Below are 18822 nucleotides of genomic sequence, written 5' to 3'. Positions count from 1 at the left end.
TACGGTAAACTTCGATTACGCTATTGCCCAGTCGTTGTGCGAGATGCAGCTGCAATTGCTTTCTTCGATCGCATGAAACCGATGCAGGTGTCTGTTAATTAGTAGCTCAAGGGCATCAGCAGCTATAGGCTCGGAAAAGTAATATCCTTGACCGCTCACGCATCCCAGTACTCGCAGTTGCGATAGCTGTTCGGCAGTTTCTACTCCTTCCGCAGTTACGCTTAAGTGTAGCGCCTTGGCAAAGGCAATTACGGCATGGACGATCGCGGTATCTTCACGATTATGCCCCAGACCCTTGATGAAGGAACGATCGATCTTCAGAGTGTCTACTGGAAAGCGCTTTAGGTAACTCAGAGCGGAAAAACCCGTCCCGAAATCATCGATCGCCAGCCGTATCCCCAAATGTTTCAGCCGATATAATGTGGCAATGGTCGTGTCCCCCTGCTCCATCATCATACTCTCTGTAATTTCCAGCTTTAAGCTCTGGGGGTTAAGACCAGTTTCATTGAGGATGTGGGCAATTTTATCCACCAATTGGGGCTGTTGGAACTGTTTGGCGGAAAGGTTCACACCTACCACCAATGGGGGATTGTCGGGGTACTGCAATTGCCAGTCTCTTGCTTGTCGGCAAGCTGTTTCTAAAACCCACTGTCCAATAGGCAAGATCAAGCCCGTTTCTTCTGCTAGGGGGATAAACTTAGCAGGCGAGATCAGACCGATGCGCGGGTGTTCCCAGCGGATCAGGGCTTCCACTTCGCTGATTTGGCCGTTTTCCAATTGCAGCACTGGTTGGTAGTAAAGCCTGAACTCTTGGCGTTCGATCGCGCGTCGCAGATCGGTTGCTAGCTGCAAGCGCTCAAAGGCACGGGAGTCCATGTCTGGCTTGAATAAGGTAAAGCGGGATTTACCGCTTTTTTTGGCCTCGTACATGGCCGCATCGGCATTACGCAGGAGATCGTCGCAACGCTCATAACCAGAATTGCTTAAGGCAATCCCAATGCTGCTGCTGATGAACACTTCACGCTTTTCTAAGTTAAATGGAGTTTGTAGCTGTTCTATAATCCGTTCTGCTATGTATGTGGCATCTGTCTGGTGAGTTATGTCTTTGAGCAAAACGGTGAATTCGTCGCCACCGAAACGGGCGACTGTATCGATCGATCGCAAACAGGATTTGAGACGTTGACTCACGCCAATGAGCAGCTGGTCTCCTGCTTTGTGTCCCAGGCTATCGTTGATCACTTTAAAGCCGTCCAAGTCCAGAAACAGCACTGCAACTGAAGACCGATCTCCATCCGCGCCAGTCAAAACCCGCTCTAGCTCATTCATGAATAAAGCGCGGTTTGGCAGCTTAGTCAAGGAGTCGTGGAACGCCTGATGGGTCAATTCGGCCAGTTGGATTTCCAATTGCTGGGCTAGGTAGTTGATCGCTGCGGCTAAGTCGTTGAGTTCGTGAATTTTACCGGATGCTACCCGTCGATGGTAGTTTCCCCGCAGGATGTCTCCGGTGGCTGCGATCGTGACTTTTAACGGTTTGGCAATGTCTTGCGCCAGCACTAAGAGGAACCACAACATCGCGATAACCAGCACTCCGATGCCCATTAAGGCGATCGCATTGCGCTGGTTGGACGCGACAACTAAATCCTTCGTGGGAACCAAAGCTACAAGTAAGCCATTGTTGGCTAGGGGTTTAACTGTGAGGTGGAAGTTGTGGCGAGCAAAGTCTTGGTTGAGTTTGTTTAGCCTCTCCTCTGTTGGCTGGGACTTATCCAGCAAGCGCCTCAAGTCAGGTTGGGTTAGAGTGCTGCCGATCGGAATGTCTTGTTGCAATAAGGCTAATTCTACACCATCACTTTTCTCGATCGGGTTCAGGTCTTTTTCGTTGAGTCTGGCTTCTACTAAGATTACTCCCATCATGCCTTGGGGTTCTTTAATCGGGGCTGAAGCCAATATTATTAGTTTTTCCCCATTTACCAATTCTGTAGACTCTGTTAATCCAGACAAAGCAGTTTTAAGTAGGGGTGTGGCGATCGCAGGAGCTAATTTTTCCCCTAAATGCAGGATTTCGCCACCGTTCCTGTTATATATATGAATATCTCCCAGCCTCAGCTTGGTTTGTAAGGGTATGAGGATTTTCGTTAAGGCACTCTTGTCGCCTTTTTTCACTGCTGTAGCTAAGTCGTTCCTTGAGGCTAGTAGTTGGGCAACAATTTCTTTGGACTTCCGTCTCTCCTGTACTGAATTCGCGATTCCTTCCAGCACGGTTACTCCCCGCCTGTTGACCAAAAGTTCTGCTTGTCTGGCGATCGAGAAGTTGCTGAAGACGCTCTGGCTGACCGCCGCCGCCAATACCAAGCTAATTGGCACTAACAGGCGAGCTTGAAGCCCCCAGGAACGAGGTTCACTTTTAAACGGGAGCATAGCTATAAGCCTCCATACTTTTCGACCAACTGTTTGTTATATTCCAGGGATAGGGTATAAATGTCTGGAACGAATATGTAATGCTGACACTGTTTAAGACTATTAAGTACAACAAAGTAAGCTGTCTTTTTAGACAGCCATATCACTATTTAGTTAATATGCAAAATAATCTAAAAAAATGTCAAATTTTGACTTATTTTTTATAATTTACTATATGAAATCTAAAATATGGCGCTTTCCCTATTGCCTTCATCAAATCTTTAAGAAAACGTAGATTTGTTTAATACTTTCTTTTTAATTTTGGCTTTTTTGCGTTGATGGTGAAAAATTTGCTTAAATGTTACGGATTGGGGGATGGTGGCTTAAGCGCGGAAACTCAACTACCTGTTTGTATTTTGAAATTATCGCCCCTCTCCCCCGCTCTACAAATTCTACTACTGTCACTTTAAGCTAAAAATGTGAATATGTCGGGAATAAGACTGTTGTCATCGTTGGTTAAATTTTTACCGCAGATGAAGACTCTGGAACGCAGATGAACGCAGATGAACGCAGATAAGAAAAGAACAGGAATTTTTTATGTAACCGATGCGAAAGCCCCTACGATTACTGAATTGGTGTTCTAGCCCCTGTTACTAAATGCCGTGGCTTTTTCCAATTACCCAATGGCGACGGAAGAAACGGGCTAGGGCAGATTCTTCTAAAGATAAATAGATGGGGCGACCGTGGGGACAGGTGCGCGGATGACGGGTGCGTTGCCATTGTGCTAAAATAGTTTGCATCTGTTGCAGTGTAAGAGGTGTGCCGTTACGGATGGCACTGCGGCAGGCAACAGCTACTTGCGCGGTTTGCAAGTCTCCCCCTAAACTGAGTTCTAGGAGGGCTTCTGCACAATCTTCTCGCTGGGCTAGTAGTGCTGGTGCGTTGCGAACTGCCCACATCTGTTCGCCGAAGAGTTCGATTTCTAAACCGATGCGTTGCAGTTGTTCGACTTGGTTATCGCAGAGATGGGTGAGAACGATCGGAGGTTGAAGAGGTACGAGTTGCCAAGCGCTGCACAATTGCTCGTACAATACTCTTTCGTGGGCGATATGTTGTTCTATTAACCAGACTCCAGATAGATGTTCTGCGACAATATAAGTGTTATGAATTTGGGCGACGGCACGCAGTTCGATCGAACCAATTTCATTTTTACTTGATGGAGTTGGTTGAATGGAACGATTGAGGCTGTAAGCACTTTTGTTTTCTGCTGCTGTGAGTAATTTGCCCATTCTCTCGCTGTGGACGGCTTCAGGGAGATTGGCTGGACTGATTTGCAATGCTTGTCCGATCGCGTGAGTAATTTGTTCCTGCCAGTAATTCATTGAGTGCAGGTAGATTTCTGCTTTGGCGGGATGACGATTCCAGTCGATTAAATCGGGGGAAATTTGGAGGTGGAGGAAACAGACGGGGTAGCGATCGCGCGGTAATGTACGTTGAAAGGATGCTAGTATTGTTTGTTCTAGTTCCGCAGATTTGATCATCCGTCCGTTGGTTGCAACTCTTACCCAGTCGGGACGGCGGCGATGACATCTGTCTGGTAATCCTAAAACTAATTCTAAGGATTGACGATCGGCGATCGATGATTGAGCAAAATCTTTCCCAATCAAGAGTCCCAGCTTGAACTGCTGCAAATCGCTCAAATGCACATCGCGTAAGATTTGGGGGAGAATTTGCTGGGCTGTTTCGCCGGGACTGATGGTAAACCAGGGGCGATCGTTTTGCTGAACTTGCCAAGTAATATGGGGATGACAGAGGGCGATTTGGTGAATGGTAGCTTGTACCGCTTTCAATTGTTGTGCGGGTGTCGGTAATCCCTGGCGGCGGACAGTCCAAGTACCGAATAGATTGGCGGCGGTGACGATCGTTCCAGGTGCGATCGCAACTGCTTCTTCCACCGCAGGTTCCCCTAGAGCATCATATACTATTCGCCACCCCTCACCACCATCACGCGATCGACTGCAAATATCTAATTCCGACAACTGCGCTAAACTGTGCAACGCCTCGCCGCGAAACCCCAAACTGGTAATCTTCCACAAATCCTCACAACAACGGATTTTGCTAGTGCTGTGGGGAGTTGCTGCGAGTTGCAAGTCTGCCAAATCCATACCAAAACCATTATCCGCTACTCGGACTCGCCATTGTTCCGGCCAGAGAGATATGGCGATGCGAGTTGCACAAGCGTCGAGGGCATTTTCTACCAGTTCTCGCACGACAGCTGCTATAGAGTCAATCACCTCACCGGCGGCGATGAGATGCACTACTTCTGCGGGTAGGGTTTGGATAGGGGAAGGCATAAGATCTAGTTTAGGAGAGCAGGCAACTTTCAATGCACGAAGATCCCAAAATGCGTCATCATTATGAGTGAATAAAACATCTTACAATACAAAGCGATGTCTGGAGATTTATTAAAGGTTTTTCAGGAAGCTTATCGAAATTTGGAACTTCTGCCACTATTGGAGCAGAGGGAATTAGATAAATTCAGGGTAGATTATGGTAGAGAAATTATTGAAGAATTAGAGCAGTTGGTTGAAGATAGCCCTTCTGGTGATGGAAAGATTATTTTCACGGGACATCGCGGTTGCGGCAAGTCTACATTATTGGCTGAGTTTGGTCGTTGGTTAGATGACCGATACTTTGTGGTTTCTTTTTCTATCTCCGACACAATTGAAATGTCGGACATTAACCATATTAACATCCTATTTGCCATTGCGGTCAACTTAATGTACGAGGCGGAAAAACAGCAAGTACAGATACCGCCAGCAAACAAAAATGCTATATATAAGTGGTTTGCTAGTAAAACTCGCATAGAAGAAGAGAAAGTACAAGCTGAAACTTCGGTAGGCTTTGATTTATTCAAAATTATTAGCGGCAAGCTGAAAGCGGATGCTGTTGTTCGCCAAGAAATCAAGCAAGAGTTTGAGAGGAAGGTTTCCGACTTAGTAGCGCGAATCAATGAAATCGCTGCTGTTATTCAGGTTGCTAGTAAAAAAGATGTTTTGGTTATTATCGATGACTTGGATAAGCTAGAGTTAGCGCGAGTTGACGAAATTTACCGAGATAACATCAAGGCTCTATGCTTACCTGGATTTCGGATTATTTACACGATACCTATTGCTGTTTTGCGAGACAAGTTTCTTCGACCTCTGATTGAGACAGAAACCAATGACCAAATAGTGGTGATGCCTGTCTTGAAGTTGTTTGAGAAAGGACAAAGCCGCCTACCTAATCCAGTTATTCGCATGGAGGCTAAAGATATTTTATGTCAAATTCTAAATAAGCGCATATCAAGTCAGCTATTAGAACCGCAGACGGCAGAAAAGATGGTTTTAATGAGTGGCGGTGTGCTGCGGGAATTGATTCGCATTGCCAATGAATGTTGCAGGATTTGTCTGCGATTAATCAGGCGGCAACCCGCTCAAACTGCTATGATGATTGATGATGAGATTTTAGATAAAGCAGTTAACGGTATCCGCAATGATTTTGCCATTCCTTTAGGTAAGGTTGATTATGAAATCTTGCATAAGACGTATCAACAATTTACACCGGATGACCCAAAGCAGCCAGAGTTTTTAGACTTGCTACATGGGTTGTATGTTTTGGAGTATCGCAATCGTCAAAATTGGTACGATGTTCACCCAATTGTAATTGAGCTATTGAGAGAACAGGGGTTGATCTAATGATATCCCAAGAGATGGCAGAGCCGCAAGATAAAAATCAAGAAAACTCTGAGGATTTGCTAGTTACTATTGAGGCTAGCCAGGGAGTATTATCTTTATTGATTGCTGTTTGCGACGATAGTAATTTTCGAGACGGGATAATTGCACGCTATGAAGCTGAACTAGCGCCAGATATTCGTAATTATCGGGTAGAATTGCCCAAAGGCGAACCGAGTATTAGGGCTGCTATTGCGGAAGTACTGCAAGCAGATGAGTATCTGCAAAATGGTAGCAAAGCAGTATTGACGGTGACGGGTGCAGAGAAACTATATTTTCTTAAATTAGGGGCTGAACGTTCGGAACAGGAGATTTTTTTCGGTTATTTGCAGTGGACGCGGGAAGCTTTGCGAGAGTTTCCTTATCCTATTGTGATTTGGGTGACTAATCAAATCTTAATTAACTTGATTAAAAAAGCTCCAGATTTTTGGAGTTGGCGCAAGGGTGTGTTTCGGTTTGAGTCCAAAAAGACTGCTTTAATTTCGGCTAAGGAGATTACACCATTACGGTCATTTTTGGAGCGGGATGAATCACCTAATAATGATGACGATCCATACTTTCTGTCGGTAGAAGATTTGCAGCAACTGATTCAACAGATTGAAGGGAAACGAGGTGCTGAAGATCCTCTGTTGGCTACCTTGTACGCGAGAATTGGTGAGATTTACAACAGAAGGCTGCAAGGAGGTGAGGCTCAAGATTATCAAAAAGAACAAGAACTGGCAATAGAGTATTTTCGCAAGGCTGTTGCTTTACAAAAAAAGCTTGGTTTAGAAACAGACTTATCAGAAAGCTTGCACAATCTGGCAAATCTCTACTATTCCCAAGGAAGATACAGCGAAGCAGAACCGCTGTTATTGCAAGGTTTGGAATTGAGAAAACGCTGGTTGGGAGATGAACATCCCGATGTCGCCACAAGTCTGAACAATCTGGCAAATCTCTACTATTCCCAAGGAAGATACAGCGAAGCAGAACCGCTGTTATTGCAAACTTTGGAATTGAGAAAACGCTTGTTGGGAGATGAACATCCCGATGTCGCCACAAGTCTGAACAATCTGGCAAATCTCTACTATTCCCAAGAAAGATACAGCCAAGCAGAACCGCTGTTATTGCAAACTTTGGAATTGAGAAAACGCTGGTTGGGAGATGAACATCTTGATGTCGCCACAAGTCTGAACAATCTGGCATATCTCTACAAATCCCAAGGAAGATACAGCCAAGCAGAACCGCTGTATTTGCAAGCTTTGGAATTGAGAAAATGCTGGTTGGGAGATGAACATCCCGATGTCGCCACAAGTCTGAACAATCTGGCATATCTCTACAAATCCCAAGGAAGATATAGCCAAGCAGAACCGCTGTTATTGCAAGCTTTGGAAATTAGCGATCGCACTCTAGGCTCAAACCATCCCCAAACTATCGGTATTCGCGCAAACCTCGAAAAGCTGCGTGCTGAGATAAGCCCTACTAATGACTCTGAATCTCCTGACTCAACTCAGTCTAAAGAAGGATAAACTGTGCCTAAAGAAAGATAATTGCAGCGATCCCCCCAGAGAAAGATTAGCTCATTTTAATGCTTTGTTACATTTCAGGTGAAGTAACAGAGAATCGAAACATGGAAAACATCCAAGACAAAGCTCAAGAAGCTAAAAATAACATCTCTGAAGGCATTCAAAAGGCTGGCGACAAGGTTTCAGACGCCGCTCAAACTGTTAAAGAAAAGTTGACAGAGGATGTTAAACACTCTGGCGACAAGGTTTCAGACGCGATCGAATCCGCTAAAAGCAAGCTGCCGAACATTACTCCTACCCCGCCGGGATTCAAACCCCAGTCCTCTGCACATGACCTCAAATCTCGTCTGGAATGGGGCGAACCAGCTTTTACAATTTTAGATGTGCGCGATCGCGAAGTCTACAACGACGGTCATATTACGGGAGCTATGCCCATGCCGATCGATGAATTGGTAGAACGCGCCAAACCCAGTATAGATCTCAACCGCGATATCTACGTCTACGCTGATAGCGACGATCGCACAGCTCAAGCTGCGAATCAGCTTCGTAGTGCTGGGTTTGAAAAAGTAGCCGAACTGCAAGGCGGTTTGGCGGCATGGAAAGCGATCGGTGGCCCCACAGAAGGCGTTTCCGAATCGAGAACTCCTCCTGGATCTGATGATTATAATGTGGCCGATCGGCTAAAAAATCATAAATCAACGCAGAGCAAATAGTCATCTCCAGAAATTAAAGGTGCGTTACCTGTAACCCTTGTAGAGACGTTGCATGCAACGTCTCTACATTCTATGAAAGGAGATGTCTAATAGACAAATATAGCTAGGGGCTAGGGAGTAGGGTTTCAGGAATTAAGAAAGTCCTAACTGACGAAAGCGGTTGCTATATTTTGGCTGTGCCGCTCATAAGCATAAATGCTTAGATATGTAAATAATTTATCAATAAAAGTTTGCAAATCGTAAAAGAAGTTGTTAAATTGCAGGTAACGTGATAAAAAATTGCCAAGACTATGAGCCCCTTCCCAAACCTGATTCCCACGCCTCCACCTATGAAGGCGCGATCGCTTGTTTATGACTTGAAAGCTAGACTAGACTGGGGCGAACCAGCACTGACAATTATCGATGTGCGCGATCGCAATCTCTTCAACACCAGTCACATCATGGGCGCTATCTCCATGCCTATGAACGAATTGATCGATCGGGCCAGACCCAGCCTTGTACTCAGCCGCGACTTATATATCTACGGCGAAATTGATGAAGAAACAGCCGAAGCAGCAACCAAACTGCGTGCAGCTGGATTTGAGAATGTCTCCGAACTAAGAGGCGGTCTCGCAGCATGGAAAGCAGTAGGTTTTCCTGTGGAAGCTATTCCATCTGTTGTCAGTGGTAATTAGTCATTAGTCAGTGGTCAATTGTTAGTAGAAACCATCAACAAACAACTGACAACTGACAACTGACCACTGACAACTGACAACTGACCACTGACCACTCACCACTGACCACTGACCACTGACAATTATCAGTGTTCAAAAATATCCTTGTATTGCAGTAAATCCAGTTCCACCACTGTCGGTAAGCACTGAAAGCATTGCTCTGCAAGTGAGTAACGTTCTTCGCGTTTGAGCATAGCAATCAATTTTTGTCGCACACTCAGCAGGTAACGCACATCGTTCGCGGCATAACGCAGTTGCTCCTCAGATAAATTCGCCGCATTTCCCCAGTCGGAACTTTGGGCAGTTTTGTCAAGTTCCACTCGCTCTAATTCTTGCACCACATCTTTAAGTCCGTGTCTTTGAGTGTAAGTTCTGGCTAACTTGCTGGCGATTTTGGTGCAGAATATCGGCGCTACGTCAATGCCCAGATTCTGACGCAATTGGGCAACATCAAACCGGGCAAAATGGAACACTTTAGTAACATTTGATGCTTCCATTAACTGTTTTAAATTCGGAGCTTCTGTTTGCCCTTTAGGAATGCGAATTACAGTTAAGTAACCGGGACAAGATAGTTGCACGAGACACAAGCGATCGCGCATCGGCAGCAATCCCATTGTTTCGGTATCCACAGCTACAGCTTCAGCTTTGAGATACTCAGCTAAAAGGGAATCGGAAAGGTCGCGATCGAAAACCTGAAAATCTTCTTCAAAATCCATATCTAGAACGCTTGATAAAAATTTGCGTGAAGTAGAACTCGCCTTGAGCGTTTTTGATAACGCCCACCCCAGTTAAGTCAAAATCACCTTCAATATTTTTCAGATGACCGGGACTTTTTAACCAACCTTGCACAGCTTGAGTGGCTGGGTCACTATAACCTTGGTTGAATGCGACATTTTCAGCAGAACTGCGATAGTTAATCGATTTAGCGATCGCTTTAACTCGCTGCTCAAATCCCTCATGGCTAAAAGGAACTTTACCGCTAGCCATCGCTTGACTGTGTATCTTCGCTTGTTCGCTGATCCGATCGTCCAGCGTCAGGGGCGGTAAATTACGGGATTTGCGATATTCGTTTACTTGTTGGTGAATTGATTTTTCCAAGGCATTTAAGGAATTAGATTGCGATGTTTGAGAACCAGAATTCGGCGAAGCAGTTGCAGTCGGTTTGCTTGATTTAACTTCACCAATATTCTTGATGAAATCGCAGCCCACCAAACCACTACTAAGCACGATCGTTCCCACAACAATTGCCGTAAATCGTTTTTGCATCTTCAATGCTTAGGGAGAGACGATGGACTGGGAACTGGGAAAATCGAGAATTGAACATCATTTCTGACTTACTAGCCCCTCTCTTCCCCTAGCCCCTAGAACATCAATTCAGTAATGGTAGGGGCGAAGCATTCGGGCAGGAAATCTAGGGTAAGAGCGATAGATTTTCTACCCGAATGCTTCGCCCCTACAAGCTAAAAACCCACCGCCAAGTATTACTGAATCGGTGTTCTAGCCCCTAACCCAACTTGGCGACTGTCTGCACATCTTTATCGCCGCGACCGGAGCAGTTGATGACTATGCGAGGACTGCCGGTAAGCTCTTGACAGAGAGTCTCCAGGAATGCGATCGCATGAGCCGTCTCCAACGCCGGGATAATCCCCTCCAGCTGAGATAGACGCTTAAACGCTTCCAAAGCTTCTTTGTCAGTTACGCTGTAATACTCAGCACGCGCCGAATCTTTCAGATAACTATGTTCCGGGCCAACACCAGGATAGTCCAGCCCAGCGCTAATCGAGTGCGGCTCGATCACCTGACCGTCATCATCTTGCAGCAAATAGCTCATCGCCCCGTGCAACACACCAATTCTTCCTTTTGTCAAGGTAGCCGCGTGTTTTCCTGTATCGACGCCTTCCCCAGCAGCTTCCACACCAATCAGCCGCACAGAAGGCTCATTGACAAACTCGTGGAAAAGTCCGATCGCATTTGACCCACCACCCACACAAGCCAACAGAATATCCGGCAAACCGCCCCATTTTTCTTGAGCTTGAGCGCGAGTTTCCTCACCGATTATCGTATGAAAATCTCGCACCATCATCGGGTAGGGATGGGGGCCAGCAACCGAACCCAGGATATAGTGAGTTGTTTCCACATTCGTCACCCAGTCCCGAATTGCCTCCGAAGTCGCATCCTTCAGCGTTCCCGTTCCCGCCGCCACTGGGCGTACCTCGGCCCCCATCAGCCGCATTCGGAATACGTTTAGGGCTTGTCGTTCCATATCGTGAACGCCCATATAAATAACGCAATCCAGGCCAAACCGGGCGCAAACGGTTGCTGTCGCCACCCCATGTTGACCCGCACCAGTTTCGGCAATAATGCGCTGTTTGCCCATCCGCTTGGCCAACAATACCTGAGCCAAAGCGTTGTTGATTTTATGAGCCCCAGTGTGGTTCAAATCTTCTCGTTTGAGATAAATTTGCGGCCCAGTGCCGTCAGGTCGGGCATAGTGCGCGGTTAAGCGTTCGGCGAAGTACAGGGGGCTGGGGCGTCCCACATAGTCGCGCAGCAGTTGTTGGAGTTCTTGTTGGAAATCTGCCTCAGAGCGATATTGTACAAATGCCGCTTCTAGTTCGCTCAAAGCAGGCATCAGCGTTTCCGGCACGTACTTGCCACCAAAGCGCCCAAATCTTCCCAGGGCGTCCGGTTGCTGAGCGTGGGGGTCAGTTGCTGTTTGGGAACTATAAGAGAGAGGAGTAGTGGTCACGGGTCAGGCGAGAATACACGACAGACTTCCATTTTGACATGGACAAGCAGGAGAAGGAGGACAAGGAAGCAACGATCGCTATACAAATTTTTCCTGCCATCAGTGTGGTTTGCCAATTCTGGCCCAAACTAATTAATCACTTTTTATTATCGTATTAACAAATAAGAATATTTGATTTTATTGCTTGAGAGCAATTAAAGTCAAAGTTGTGAGTCTTGCAATGATAAGGAGAAAATCATGAAACTCTTCCAAATTTTTCTTGTAGTCTTGGTATTCCTAGTTAATCTGGTAGTCGCTCAACCTTCATTTGCAGATCCAAAATTCAGCAAAAATCCCGATTACATTGAGATAGTTCAAGAACTAGCTAATCTACTGGCGGCGCGTTTCCCGCAGAAATTCTCTATCAGTTTTGGATAAAATCTAAATTTCTGAGGCAGTTGTAACCACATCAAAGTCAACGTTCAGGATGTCAAAATGCTTTTGACCACAATGGATCTTTGCACCTTCACCCTTTCTCAAGCTTAGCTGCTCTTTAGTACCTTTAGTCTCTCGAATCAGGTAGAGTTTTTGCTCATCTTCAGAAACTTGTTTAACGATCGCCCAATCAGGATTGTAAGTACCGAGTGGAGTTTGAACCTTAAACCAAGGTGGAAGCTTGATAAACAATTTGATGTCTTCTCGCCCATCTAGGATCTCAGCAAATTGTCTCTCTGTTTCAGATTGATACTCGATCGCATCATAGATGGAGTGATCTACCGATAACATATTGTCGATAAAACCTGCAATTTCCCAATCTTCAAACAGACGCATTTCATACTCTTCCCCAGCAATGCGCTCATACTTGATACCGTTCACCATGAACTCTTGCATTGTGAAGCGGATTGCTCGTGTTGCTAGATCAAGAAACAGTTGAGGATTGATAAATATATCTGACAAGCGATGGGACTTTAAAAGAATACTGGATAGAGTATCGCGGGTTAGCTCGGTTTCTCGTTGCAAATAGCTAATTAAATCGGGAATATGGGAAATTATGGATTCTGTTTTGCTACTGGTGACGGACAAAAGCTGTGAAGTAACTCCCGTATTTGCGTAACTTAAAGCAACTTTTTCTAAACGGATTTGTGGGGCGGTAATGGCAGACATTTTATGAATTTCTGCTGCCGCTTTCTTAATTAGTTCTTGGGTATCGTATTCAACAGAATAACGGGTTTTATGTTTAATCCGTTCCCAGAGTTCCAGAAAATCAGTGTTTTCTCTCCACTTGGGAATCAGGTTTGCTTTTTGGCGATCGCGGTTATTTTTGATTCTGCCTTCAAATTTCACCCCACAATCTTCTTCAATTTCGGTTTGCAAAGCACGGGCAAAATCGGCATAACTTTCATTGGCTACAACTGTTAAGCGATTGATTGTTGGATCAAAAACACGAATCCCAGTTGCATCTACAGGTAAGCGCAATCCTCGCCCAATGGTTTGTCGTCTTTCAACTTTTGATTGTACCTCACGCAACATACATATCTGAAAAACATTGGGATTATCCCAACCTTCTTTTAATGCTGAATGACTGAAGATAAAACGAAGTGGCTCTGTTGGCGACAATAGCCGTTCTTTATCCTTCATAATTAACTGATATGCTGAATCATCTGCTACCGTTGCACCATTGGTATCTTTGGCGTTGCCCTGTGTATCTTGAGCAAAGTAACCATTATGAATGTCCTCAACCGCAGGCAAATTAAGATTTTGATAACGCGGTAGTTGGGATAATTCTTGATAGATTTCGATAAACCATTGGCGAATCTTGCCATCTGTAGCAGCATAATTAGCAACACGATCGATAAAAAATAGGGAAAGAACTTTCATCGGGCGATCGGGAAGTTGTCGTTTTACAGCAAGCTCTTTATCTAAATGTTCTTTAATCGTTTCTCTGATCTGTGCCTTCATCAAATCATCACCATAATTGCCGATCGCTTCTCCGATATTTAGGCTAACTCCATTGGTAAAGGAAATATAACCAAAACCTGCATCAATACAATTAACCACATAGCCTCTGTAGAGTTCTCGACTACCGGATAATTCGTATAGATCAACTCCATTTTTACTAACAGATACACTGTTGCGACTAGGAGAATTTTGTTTTTGTACATCGATCGTTAGTTTCGCAGTAATTTTTGTTTTGGTTGCTTTAATAGACTCTAAGAGAATATATGGTTGATTAAAACTGTTTTCTTCCAGGGCAGATGTCACCGTAATTTGCTTAACGAGTTTCATGTCGTAAGCTTTCACGGGATCAAGTCTATAAAGTAAGTTGTATAAGTTCTTGTGAGTCGCAGAATAACGTAACGTACAGAGTGGATTTAAACTAGCTATGGCCTCTTTTGCCTTGTCTGATTCCATATTTTGTGGTTCATCCAGAATCACAATTGGGTTAGTGGCTTGAATGAATTCAATGGGGCGATATCCTGATAACCCATCTAGTTCTTTATGAATCACACTGATGTCTTTTTTATTGAAAGCATCAATATTGATAACAAGAATCTGTAATTGATTAGAGTTAGCAAACTGGCGTAGATTTGAGACTCGTTTGGAGTTATAGACCCAATAATCAAAGGGTTGATTGCCATAAATATTTTGAAAATGTTCTTTAGTAATCTCCAGGTTTTTCAGAACACCTTCCCGAATCGGCACACTAGGAACAACGATGATGAACTTGGTAAAACCATACCGAGCATTCAATTCGTGAATGGTACGCAAGTAAATATATGTTTTTCCGGTTCCCGTTTCCATGTCAATGGAAAAGTTCATCCCATGCTGAAGCGGTATGTCTTCTCTCGGTTCTACAAGTTCAATTTCATTACACTTTTGAATCGCTTGGATATTTGCCAAAATTTCTGCGGATGATAATTCTAGCTGATTACCAAAACCCATCTCGGTCATAGCTCCACCAAAGCCAATAGCTAAACTAATCTCAAATTGCCCTCCTGCTAAGGGTTGACCATCAAATACATCAATAACAGCTTTAACGGCATCCAGTTGATATTGTTGTTGGCTATCAAATTGAATTTTCATACTGTGCGGAATTTAATATCGTGGTCACGCATTTGTAGCTGAGTATTTGTCTTGAGTTGATCGTTACCTCGGAATGAGGAATCTAAGCTAATGAATTGCTTAGGCTTGGGTTGATAGCTGAGAATTTGTATAACGGTTTCTTCTAAAATCTCGGATTCCAAACAGAGAAATAGTTCCTGATTTTCAATGGCATAAATTTCCTGTCCAGCAATGTCTAGCGTTTCCACTTTTGCCGTTAATGAGAATCCAGCTTTGAGCAAGATTTCATACAGCATTCCCAGTTTAGTTGTACCGGGACGAATATTGTCTGCAAATTCACGGAGTAAAAGTTCCAATTGTTCTGTATCTTTGGGGGCTGTACCATCCCAGATTTTGAAATTACTTTCGGTGAGTTTGAAGACTTTGAAGCCTCGGTCTTGTTGCTCTGAATCGTATAAATTTAATTTACTAACATCCTCCTGATTTAGTCTTGAAATCACTCTTCTTAAACGTTCCTTACAAATGTCACTAATGCTTTGGTAGTTAGATTTATTTGCGGGTTCTGGAAGTTGCACAAGAATAAATTTACGTTTACTTTCATCCTGATGATTAACTTCTAAAACCGAATGAGCAGTTGTGCCAGATCCAGCAAAAAAATCAAGAATGATATCGTCTTCTTCAGTAGCGTAACGAATCATTCTTGCAATAACTTCGTGATCTTTCGGATTATCGAAAATCTTTTTGCCAAAAACTTCTGTTAATAATCTAGATGCAGGTTGAGCACTTTTATAAAAATAAGAACCCATCACCTGAATACTAATATCATCCTCATCTGCTGGTTCAGTATCACCATTCTCATTAGGAGTGAGAGATCTAACAAGATACGTTTTACGAATTGGAGGTTCGGTGTGATCTGCTCGAAAAACAACTACACCAGTTTCTATCATCTCAAGCATCTTCTCTTTAGTAGAGTATCGCCAACCTCCATCAGGTATTGCACAAGGTTGACCAGTGATAGGATGAATTATTTCGTAAGTCGGACCATCACCACCGGGCCAAGACATATTATCATCACGCCACACACCTCTATTATCAACATTGCAATAGCGTGAATACTTCTTCACCAAGCTGTTTTTAGGTAGAGAAGCATAGTAGGCTTTTAGACCAGCAGCAACAACCTCATCGTCATCGTTATGTATACTACGGAGCCTTAAATACTCTTCTTGAATCTGTCTAGCTCCTGGCTTTTCCTCACGCCAGTATGTATCGAGTTGTCGTAAATAGCTCTCATTCTTAGCATAAACAATTATATATTCATGCCCAATAGAAAATAAGCGAGAGTCATTTTTTCGTGTTTTTTCCCAAATCAACTGTGCAATGAAGTTTTCTTCTCCGAATACTTCATTCATCAATAAACGCAAATTATAGACTTCATGATCATCAATGCTGACAAATATTACCCCATCGTCCCTTAATAAATTTCGGGCTAGAAACAAACGAGGATACATCATATTGAGCCACTTAGAATGAAACCGCCCATCGGTTTCTGTATTCGTTGTTAGCTTAATTCCCTCACCATTTTTCTGCCCCGAATAGCGCAAATAATCCTCTAACCCTTCCCGAAAGTTATCAGGATAGATAAATTCCTTCCCCGTGTTGTAGGGCGGATCAATATAAATCATCTTGATCTGGTTGTAATAGCTCTTTTGCAACAACTTCAACACTTCCAGATTGTCACCCTCAATAAAAATATTCTCCGTTGTCTCAAAATTAACCGACTCTTCTGGTACAGGGTTTAGCGTCCCCACACTTTGCGCTTGCAGATTCCGAATTGCCTCACTCTTGCCTGCCCAAGACAATCCGTAGCGTTCTCGCCCCTCATCAACGGATTCTCCCAACGCCTGCTTCAGTCGCTCAAAATCAACCTTGCCCTCAGCAAAAACCTCTGGAAAGAGTTCCCGCAGGGCTGCGAGCTTATCTGCCAGAACATCTTGAGAAGTTAACGGTAGCCTATCTTCAGTCATCGCCTTAGAGAAATTGCTTTCTAAACTTTAGATTATACCTTGGTTCTTTTCCAAGATTGCGATCGCCTCAAAAATCATCTTCTAAAGTTTGCAGGAGGCGATTCCTACGGAGCGCTTCGCTATCGCCCTCTAAAAATTTCTCTGTAATACCTATTCTTAATCTTAAAATCTTCAAAAGAACGTGCAAAACGGTTTACCACCAACTCTGCTCTCCCGCAGGATTATGTAATAACTCGCGAATATTGGCTTCCATGACGCGATAACCGACATTGCCGTTGAGCCTTTGTCTTCCTTCATTAAAAATCAGAGTAGGACTGACTGTGACATTATGTGCTTTGACTAATTCAGCATCTATGGCTAGTTGAGCGTAGGCTTCACCACTGTCGATCGCAACTTTAAGAGCATTGATGGGTAACTTCAAGCGTTCAGCGATCGTCAATTGCACCTTGCGATCGCCTCAACAATACAGGGTGTGATGATGTCAAAGGCATCACAGACTTTCCAGCATTATTAACAATGGTTTCGGGCTGAACGCTTCACCTCATTTTATGAAAGGATTTCCACTTAATTCAGCAGATCGTATGCTCCGCCACGTTCTAATGCACGGCGGTATGCGGGACGCGCGTGAATGCGATCGAGAAAGCCCATCAGTTTCGGTCGGCTGCTGTCCAACCCTACCTGTGCAGCCGCCGCCTCCAATGGAAAGCTCATCTGAATATCGGCTGCGGTGAACTCACTACCAACAAACCATAAGCTTTTCTCAAGTTCTGCTTCTAGATAACCCAGATGCAGTGCGATTTGAGGCTCGATGAACGATTTATTGACGCGAGCCACAATTGCCCGCGCGATCGGTCGAGCGAAAAACGGCATCGGACTTGTTTCGATTTGGTTAAAGACTAGCTTCAATAGTAGCGGGGGCATCGCCGAGCCTTCAGCATAATGCAGCCAGTAGATGTATCGCAACCGTTCCGGCGTGCCAAGCTCAGGAGCGAGTCGTCCGCCACCGTAACGGTCAACTAAGTATTCGACAATCGCACCGGATTCAGCCAGAGTCAGCGCACCATCGGTAATCACGGGAGACTTGCCCAGTGGATGCACTGCACGCAGCGACGCGGGAGCGAGCATTGTTTTCGGGTCGCGCTCGTAGCGCTTGACTTGATACTCTAGGTCGAGTTCCTCTAGCAGCCAGAGCACGCGCTGGGAGCGAGAGTTGTTCAAGTGGTGGACAGTAATCATCCGTTTTTCTTTTTAGTAGCCCAGCACATATTCTACATGAAAAAAACTCCAGTATTTATATTCAGAATCAACACCCCAGATTAAGGGATTAAAGATTATAAGTTTTTTTGAATGACCCTGAAACCACGGCACAATGTGCCATACTGCCCACACTGCTCCTAAAAAGATACTGGCTCCTGATGCACCCCACCGATCTTGCAGCGGGTCAGTAATATATCCCGACCAACCAATCTCTTCACCGATCGCGCCGATGAAAAACATAAGGAAAAAGATCGGTATCGATTTAAATGGAATGTGTGGCTCAGGAAGCGGCATCTCCAATAGACGCATCATCCCATAAGACAAAATCATTACCGCTGGCATGAGCAAGAGGATTGGCACATACCAGATTTTGTTTTTAATTCTCTTGAAGTCAAAGGCTCTTTTCAACAAATCCTTCATGCCATTGGGTTTGTTTTCTTTATGCACGAGAATAAGTGCAGTAGTTATTGGGCAAACGAACTGAAGTGCGCTTATGGGGAGATTGATTGGGAGCATTTTGGGTAAATCCAAAAAGCCAACCAACCAGAATGGAACAGAAAGAACAAATACTAATAATAAGAATTTAAGAGGAGACTTACTTATTCCGATTGTATGAGGCTGTGTTGTGAAATCTTCGTGTGACATCATT

At 44.4% G+C, this 18822-nt stretch carries 15 protein-coding genes; 5 read left to right on the top strand and 10 right to left on the bottom strand.

Going from position 1 to position 18822, the window contains the following annotated elements:
• Window positions 1-15 precede the first annotated feature (15 nt).
• Together LAY41_RS20990 and mutL are read right to left on the bottom strand one after the other, a co-directional pair.
• On the bottom strand, window positions 16-2418 hold the full coding sequence (locus tag LAY41_RS20990) for a putative bifunctional diguanylate cyclase/phosphodiesterase (RefSeq protein WP_249102601.1): 2403 nt from the start codon (window positions 2416-2418) through the stop codon (window positions 16-18).
• Window positions 2419-3050: 632 nt separating this feature from the next.
• A complete protein-coding gene (gene mutL, locus LAY41_RS20985; RefSeq protein WP_249102600.1) occupies window positions 3051-4751 on the bottom strand; it encodes a DNA mismatch repair endonuclease MutL in 1701 nt (566 codons plus the stop codon).
• A gap of 96 nt (window positions 4752-4847) precedes the next feature.
• Between mutL and LAY41_RS20980 the strand changes: the two genes are divergently transcribed.
• The 4 genes from LAY41_RS20980 (at window position 4848) to LAY41_RS20965 (ending at window position 9062) form a co-directional block, all read left to right on the top strand.
• Window positions 4848-6134, top strand: coding sequence for an ATP-binding protein (locus LAY41_RS20980; RefSeq protein WP_249102599.1), 1287 nt, complete (start codon window positions 4848-4850; stop codon window positions 6132-6134).
• Window positions 6134-7678 carry a tetratricopeptide repeat protein gene (locus tag LAY41_RS20975; RefSeq protein ID WP_249102598.1) on the top strand — a complete coding sequence of 515 codons (1545 nt, stop codon included), beginning with the start codon at window positions 6134-6136 and terminating at the stop codon, window positions 7676-7678. The genes LAY41_RS20980 and LAY41_RS20975 overlap by 1 nt, the downstream gene beginning before the upstream one ends.
• Window positions 7679-7779: 101 nt before the next feature.
• The gene (locus LAY41_RS20970; protein ID WP_338023035.1) at window positions 7780-8388 is read left to right on the top strand and encodes a rhodanese-like domain-containing protein; all 609 of its coding nucleotides are present in this window, start codon (window positions 7780-7782) and stop codon (window positions 8386-8388) included.
• A gap of 290 nt (window positions 8389-8678) precedes the next feature.
• Window positions 8679-9062 carry a rhodanese-like domain-containing protein gene (locus LAY41_RS20965; protein ID WP_249102597.1) on the top strand — a complete coding sequence of 128 codons (384 nt, stop codon included), beginning with the start codon at window positions 8679-8681 and terminating at the stop codon, window positions 9060-9062.
• 125 nt (window positions 9063-9187) lie between these two features.
• On the opposite strand, the gene LAY41_RS20960 is transcribed toward LAY41_RS20965, so the two are convergent.
• The 3 genes from LAY41_RS20960 to trpB form a co-directional block, all read right to left on the bottom strand.
• On the bottom strand, window positions 9188-9817 hold the full coding sequence (locus LAY41_RS20960) for a ribonuclease D (RefSeq protein WP_249102595.1): 630 nt from the start codon (window positions 9815-9817) through the stop codon (window positions 9188-9190).
• On the bottom strand, window positions 9807-10367 hold the full coding sequence (locus tag LAY41_RS20955; RefSeq protein ID WP_249102593.1) for a CAP domain-containing protein: 561 nt from the start codon (window positions 10365-10367) through the stop codon (window positions 9807-9809). The genes LAY41_RS20960 and LAY41_RS20955 overlap by 11 nt, the downstream gene beginning before the upstream one ends.
• 238 nt (window positions 10368-10605) lie before the next feature.
• A complete protein-coding gene (gene trpB, locus LAY41_RS20950; protein WP_249102590.1) occupies window positions 10606-11850 on the bottom strand; it encodes a tryptophan synthase subunit beta in 1245 nt (414 codons plus the stop codon).
• Between the two features lie 237 nt (window positions 11851-12087).
• Here trpB and LAY41_RS20945 point away from each other — a divergent pair, with 237 nt between their 5' ends.
• Window positions 12088-12267, top strand: coding sequence for a hypothetical protein (locus LAY41_RS20945; RefSeq protein WP_249102588.1), 180 nt, complete (start codon window positions 12088-12090; stop codon window positions 12265-12267).
• Window positions 12268-12270: 3 nt separating this feature from the next.
• On the opposite strand, the gene LAY41_RS20940 is transcribed toward LAY41_RS20945, so the two are convergent.
• The 5 genes from LAY41_RS20940 to LAY41_RS20920 all read right to left on the bottom strand — a co-directional run bounded on the left by LAY41_RS20940 (window position 12271) and on the right by LAY41_RS20920 (window position 18821).
• Window positions 12271-14913 carry a restriction endonuclease gene (locus LAY41_RS20940; protein ID WP_249102587.1) on the bottom strand — a complete coding sequence of 881 codons (2643 nt, stop codon included), beginning with the start codon at window positions 14911-14913 and terminating at the stop codon, window positions 12271-12273.
• On the bottom strand, window positions 14910-16916 hold the full coding sequence (locus tag LAY41_RS20935; protein WP_249102586.1) for a site-specific DNA-methyltransferase: 2007 nt from the start codon (window positions 16914-16916) through the stop codon (window positions 14910-14912). Before LAY41_RS20935 ends, LAY41_RS20940 begins: the two co-directional genes overlap by 4 nt.
• Before the next feature lie 193 nt (window positions 16917-17109).
• The gene (locus tag LAY41_RS20930; RefSeq protein WP_249102584.1) at window positions 17110-17355 is read right to left on the bottom strand and encodes a hypothetical protein; all 246 of its coding nucleotides are present in this window, start codon (window positions 17353-17355) and stop codon (window positions 17110-17112) included.
• 125 nt (window positions 17356-17480) lie between these two features.
• A complete protein-coding gene (locus LAY41_RS20925) occupies window positions 17481-18152 on the bottom strand; it encodes a glutathione S-transferase (RefSeq protein ID WP_275974304.1) in 672 nt (223 codons plus the stop codon).
• A 12-nt stretch (window positions 18153-18164) separates the two neighbouring features.
• Window positions 18165-18821, bottom strand: a complete 657-nt coding sequence (locus tag LAY41_RS20920; protein WP_249102580.1) for a type II CAAX endopeptidase family protein — start codon at window positions 18819-18821, stop codon at window positions 18165-18167.
• Between the last annotated feature and the right edge of the window lies 1 nt (window position 18822).

Source organism: Argonema galeatum A003/A1 (assembly GCF_023333595.1).
In the GTDB taxonomy this organism is placed as follows: Bacteria; Cyanobacteriota; Cyanobacteriia; order Cyanobacteriales; family Aerosakkonemataceae; genus Argonema; species Argonema galeatum.
Note: the sequence above shows the minus strand (reverse complement) of the source record. Positions and strands in the feature narration are given on the sequence as shown.

Coding starts and splice junctions, on each gene's coding strand:
- LAY41_RS20990 (WP_249102601.1), bottom strand. CDS start 2,418: ATGCTCCCGTTTAAAAGTGAACCTCGTTCCTGGGGGCTTCAAGCTCGC.
- mutL (WP_249102600.1), bottom strand. CDS start 4,751: ATGCCTTCCCCTATCCAAACCCTACCCGCAGAAGTAGTGCATCTCATC.
- LAY41_RS20980 (WP_249102599.1), top strand. CDS start 4,848: ATGTCTGGAGATTTATTAAAGGTTTTTCAGGAAGCTTATCGAAATTTG.
- LAY41_RS20975 (WP_249102598.1), top strand. CDS start 6,134: ATGATATCCCAAGAGATGGCAGAGCCGCAAGATAAAAATCAAGAAAAC.
- LAY41_RS20970 (WP_338023035.1), top strand. CDS start 7,780: ATGGAAAACATCCAAGACAAAGCTCAAGAAGCTAAAAATAACATCTCT.
- LAY41_RS20965 (WP_249102597.1), top strand. CDS start 8,679: ATGAGCCCCTTCCCAAACCTGATTCCCACGCCTCCACCTATGAAGGCG.
- LAY41_RS20960 (WP_249102595.1), bottom strand. CDS start 9,817: ATGGATTTTGAAGAAGATTTTCAGGTTTTCGATCGCGACCTTTCCGAT.
- LAY41_RS20955 (WP_249102593.1), bottom strand. CDS start 10,367: ATGCAAAAACGATTTACGGCAATTGTTGTGGGAACGATCGTGCTTAGT.
- LAY41_RS20945 (WP_249102588.1), top strand. CDS start 12,088: ATGAAACTCTTCCAAATTTTTCTTGTAGTCTTGGTATTCCTAGTTAAT.
- LAY41_RS20940 (WP_249102587.1), bottom strand. CDS start 14,913: ATGAAAATTCAATTTGATAGCCAACAACAATATCAACTGGATGCCGTT.
- LAY41_RS20935 (WP_249102586.1), bottom strand. CDS start 16,916: ATGACTGAAGATAGGCTACCGTTAACTTCTCAAGATGTTCTGGCAGAT.
- LAY41_RS20925 (WP_275974304.1), bottom strand. CDS start 18,152: ATGATTACTGTCCACCACTTGAACAACTCTCGCTCCCAGCGCGTGCTC.
- LAY41_RS20920 (WP_249102580.1), bottom strand. CDS start 18,821: ATGATGTCACACGAAGATTTCACAACACAGCCTCATACAATCGGAATA.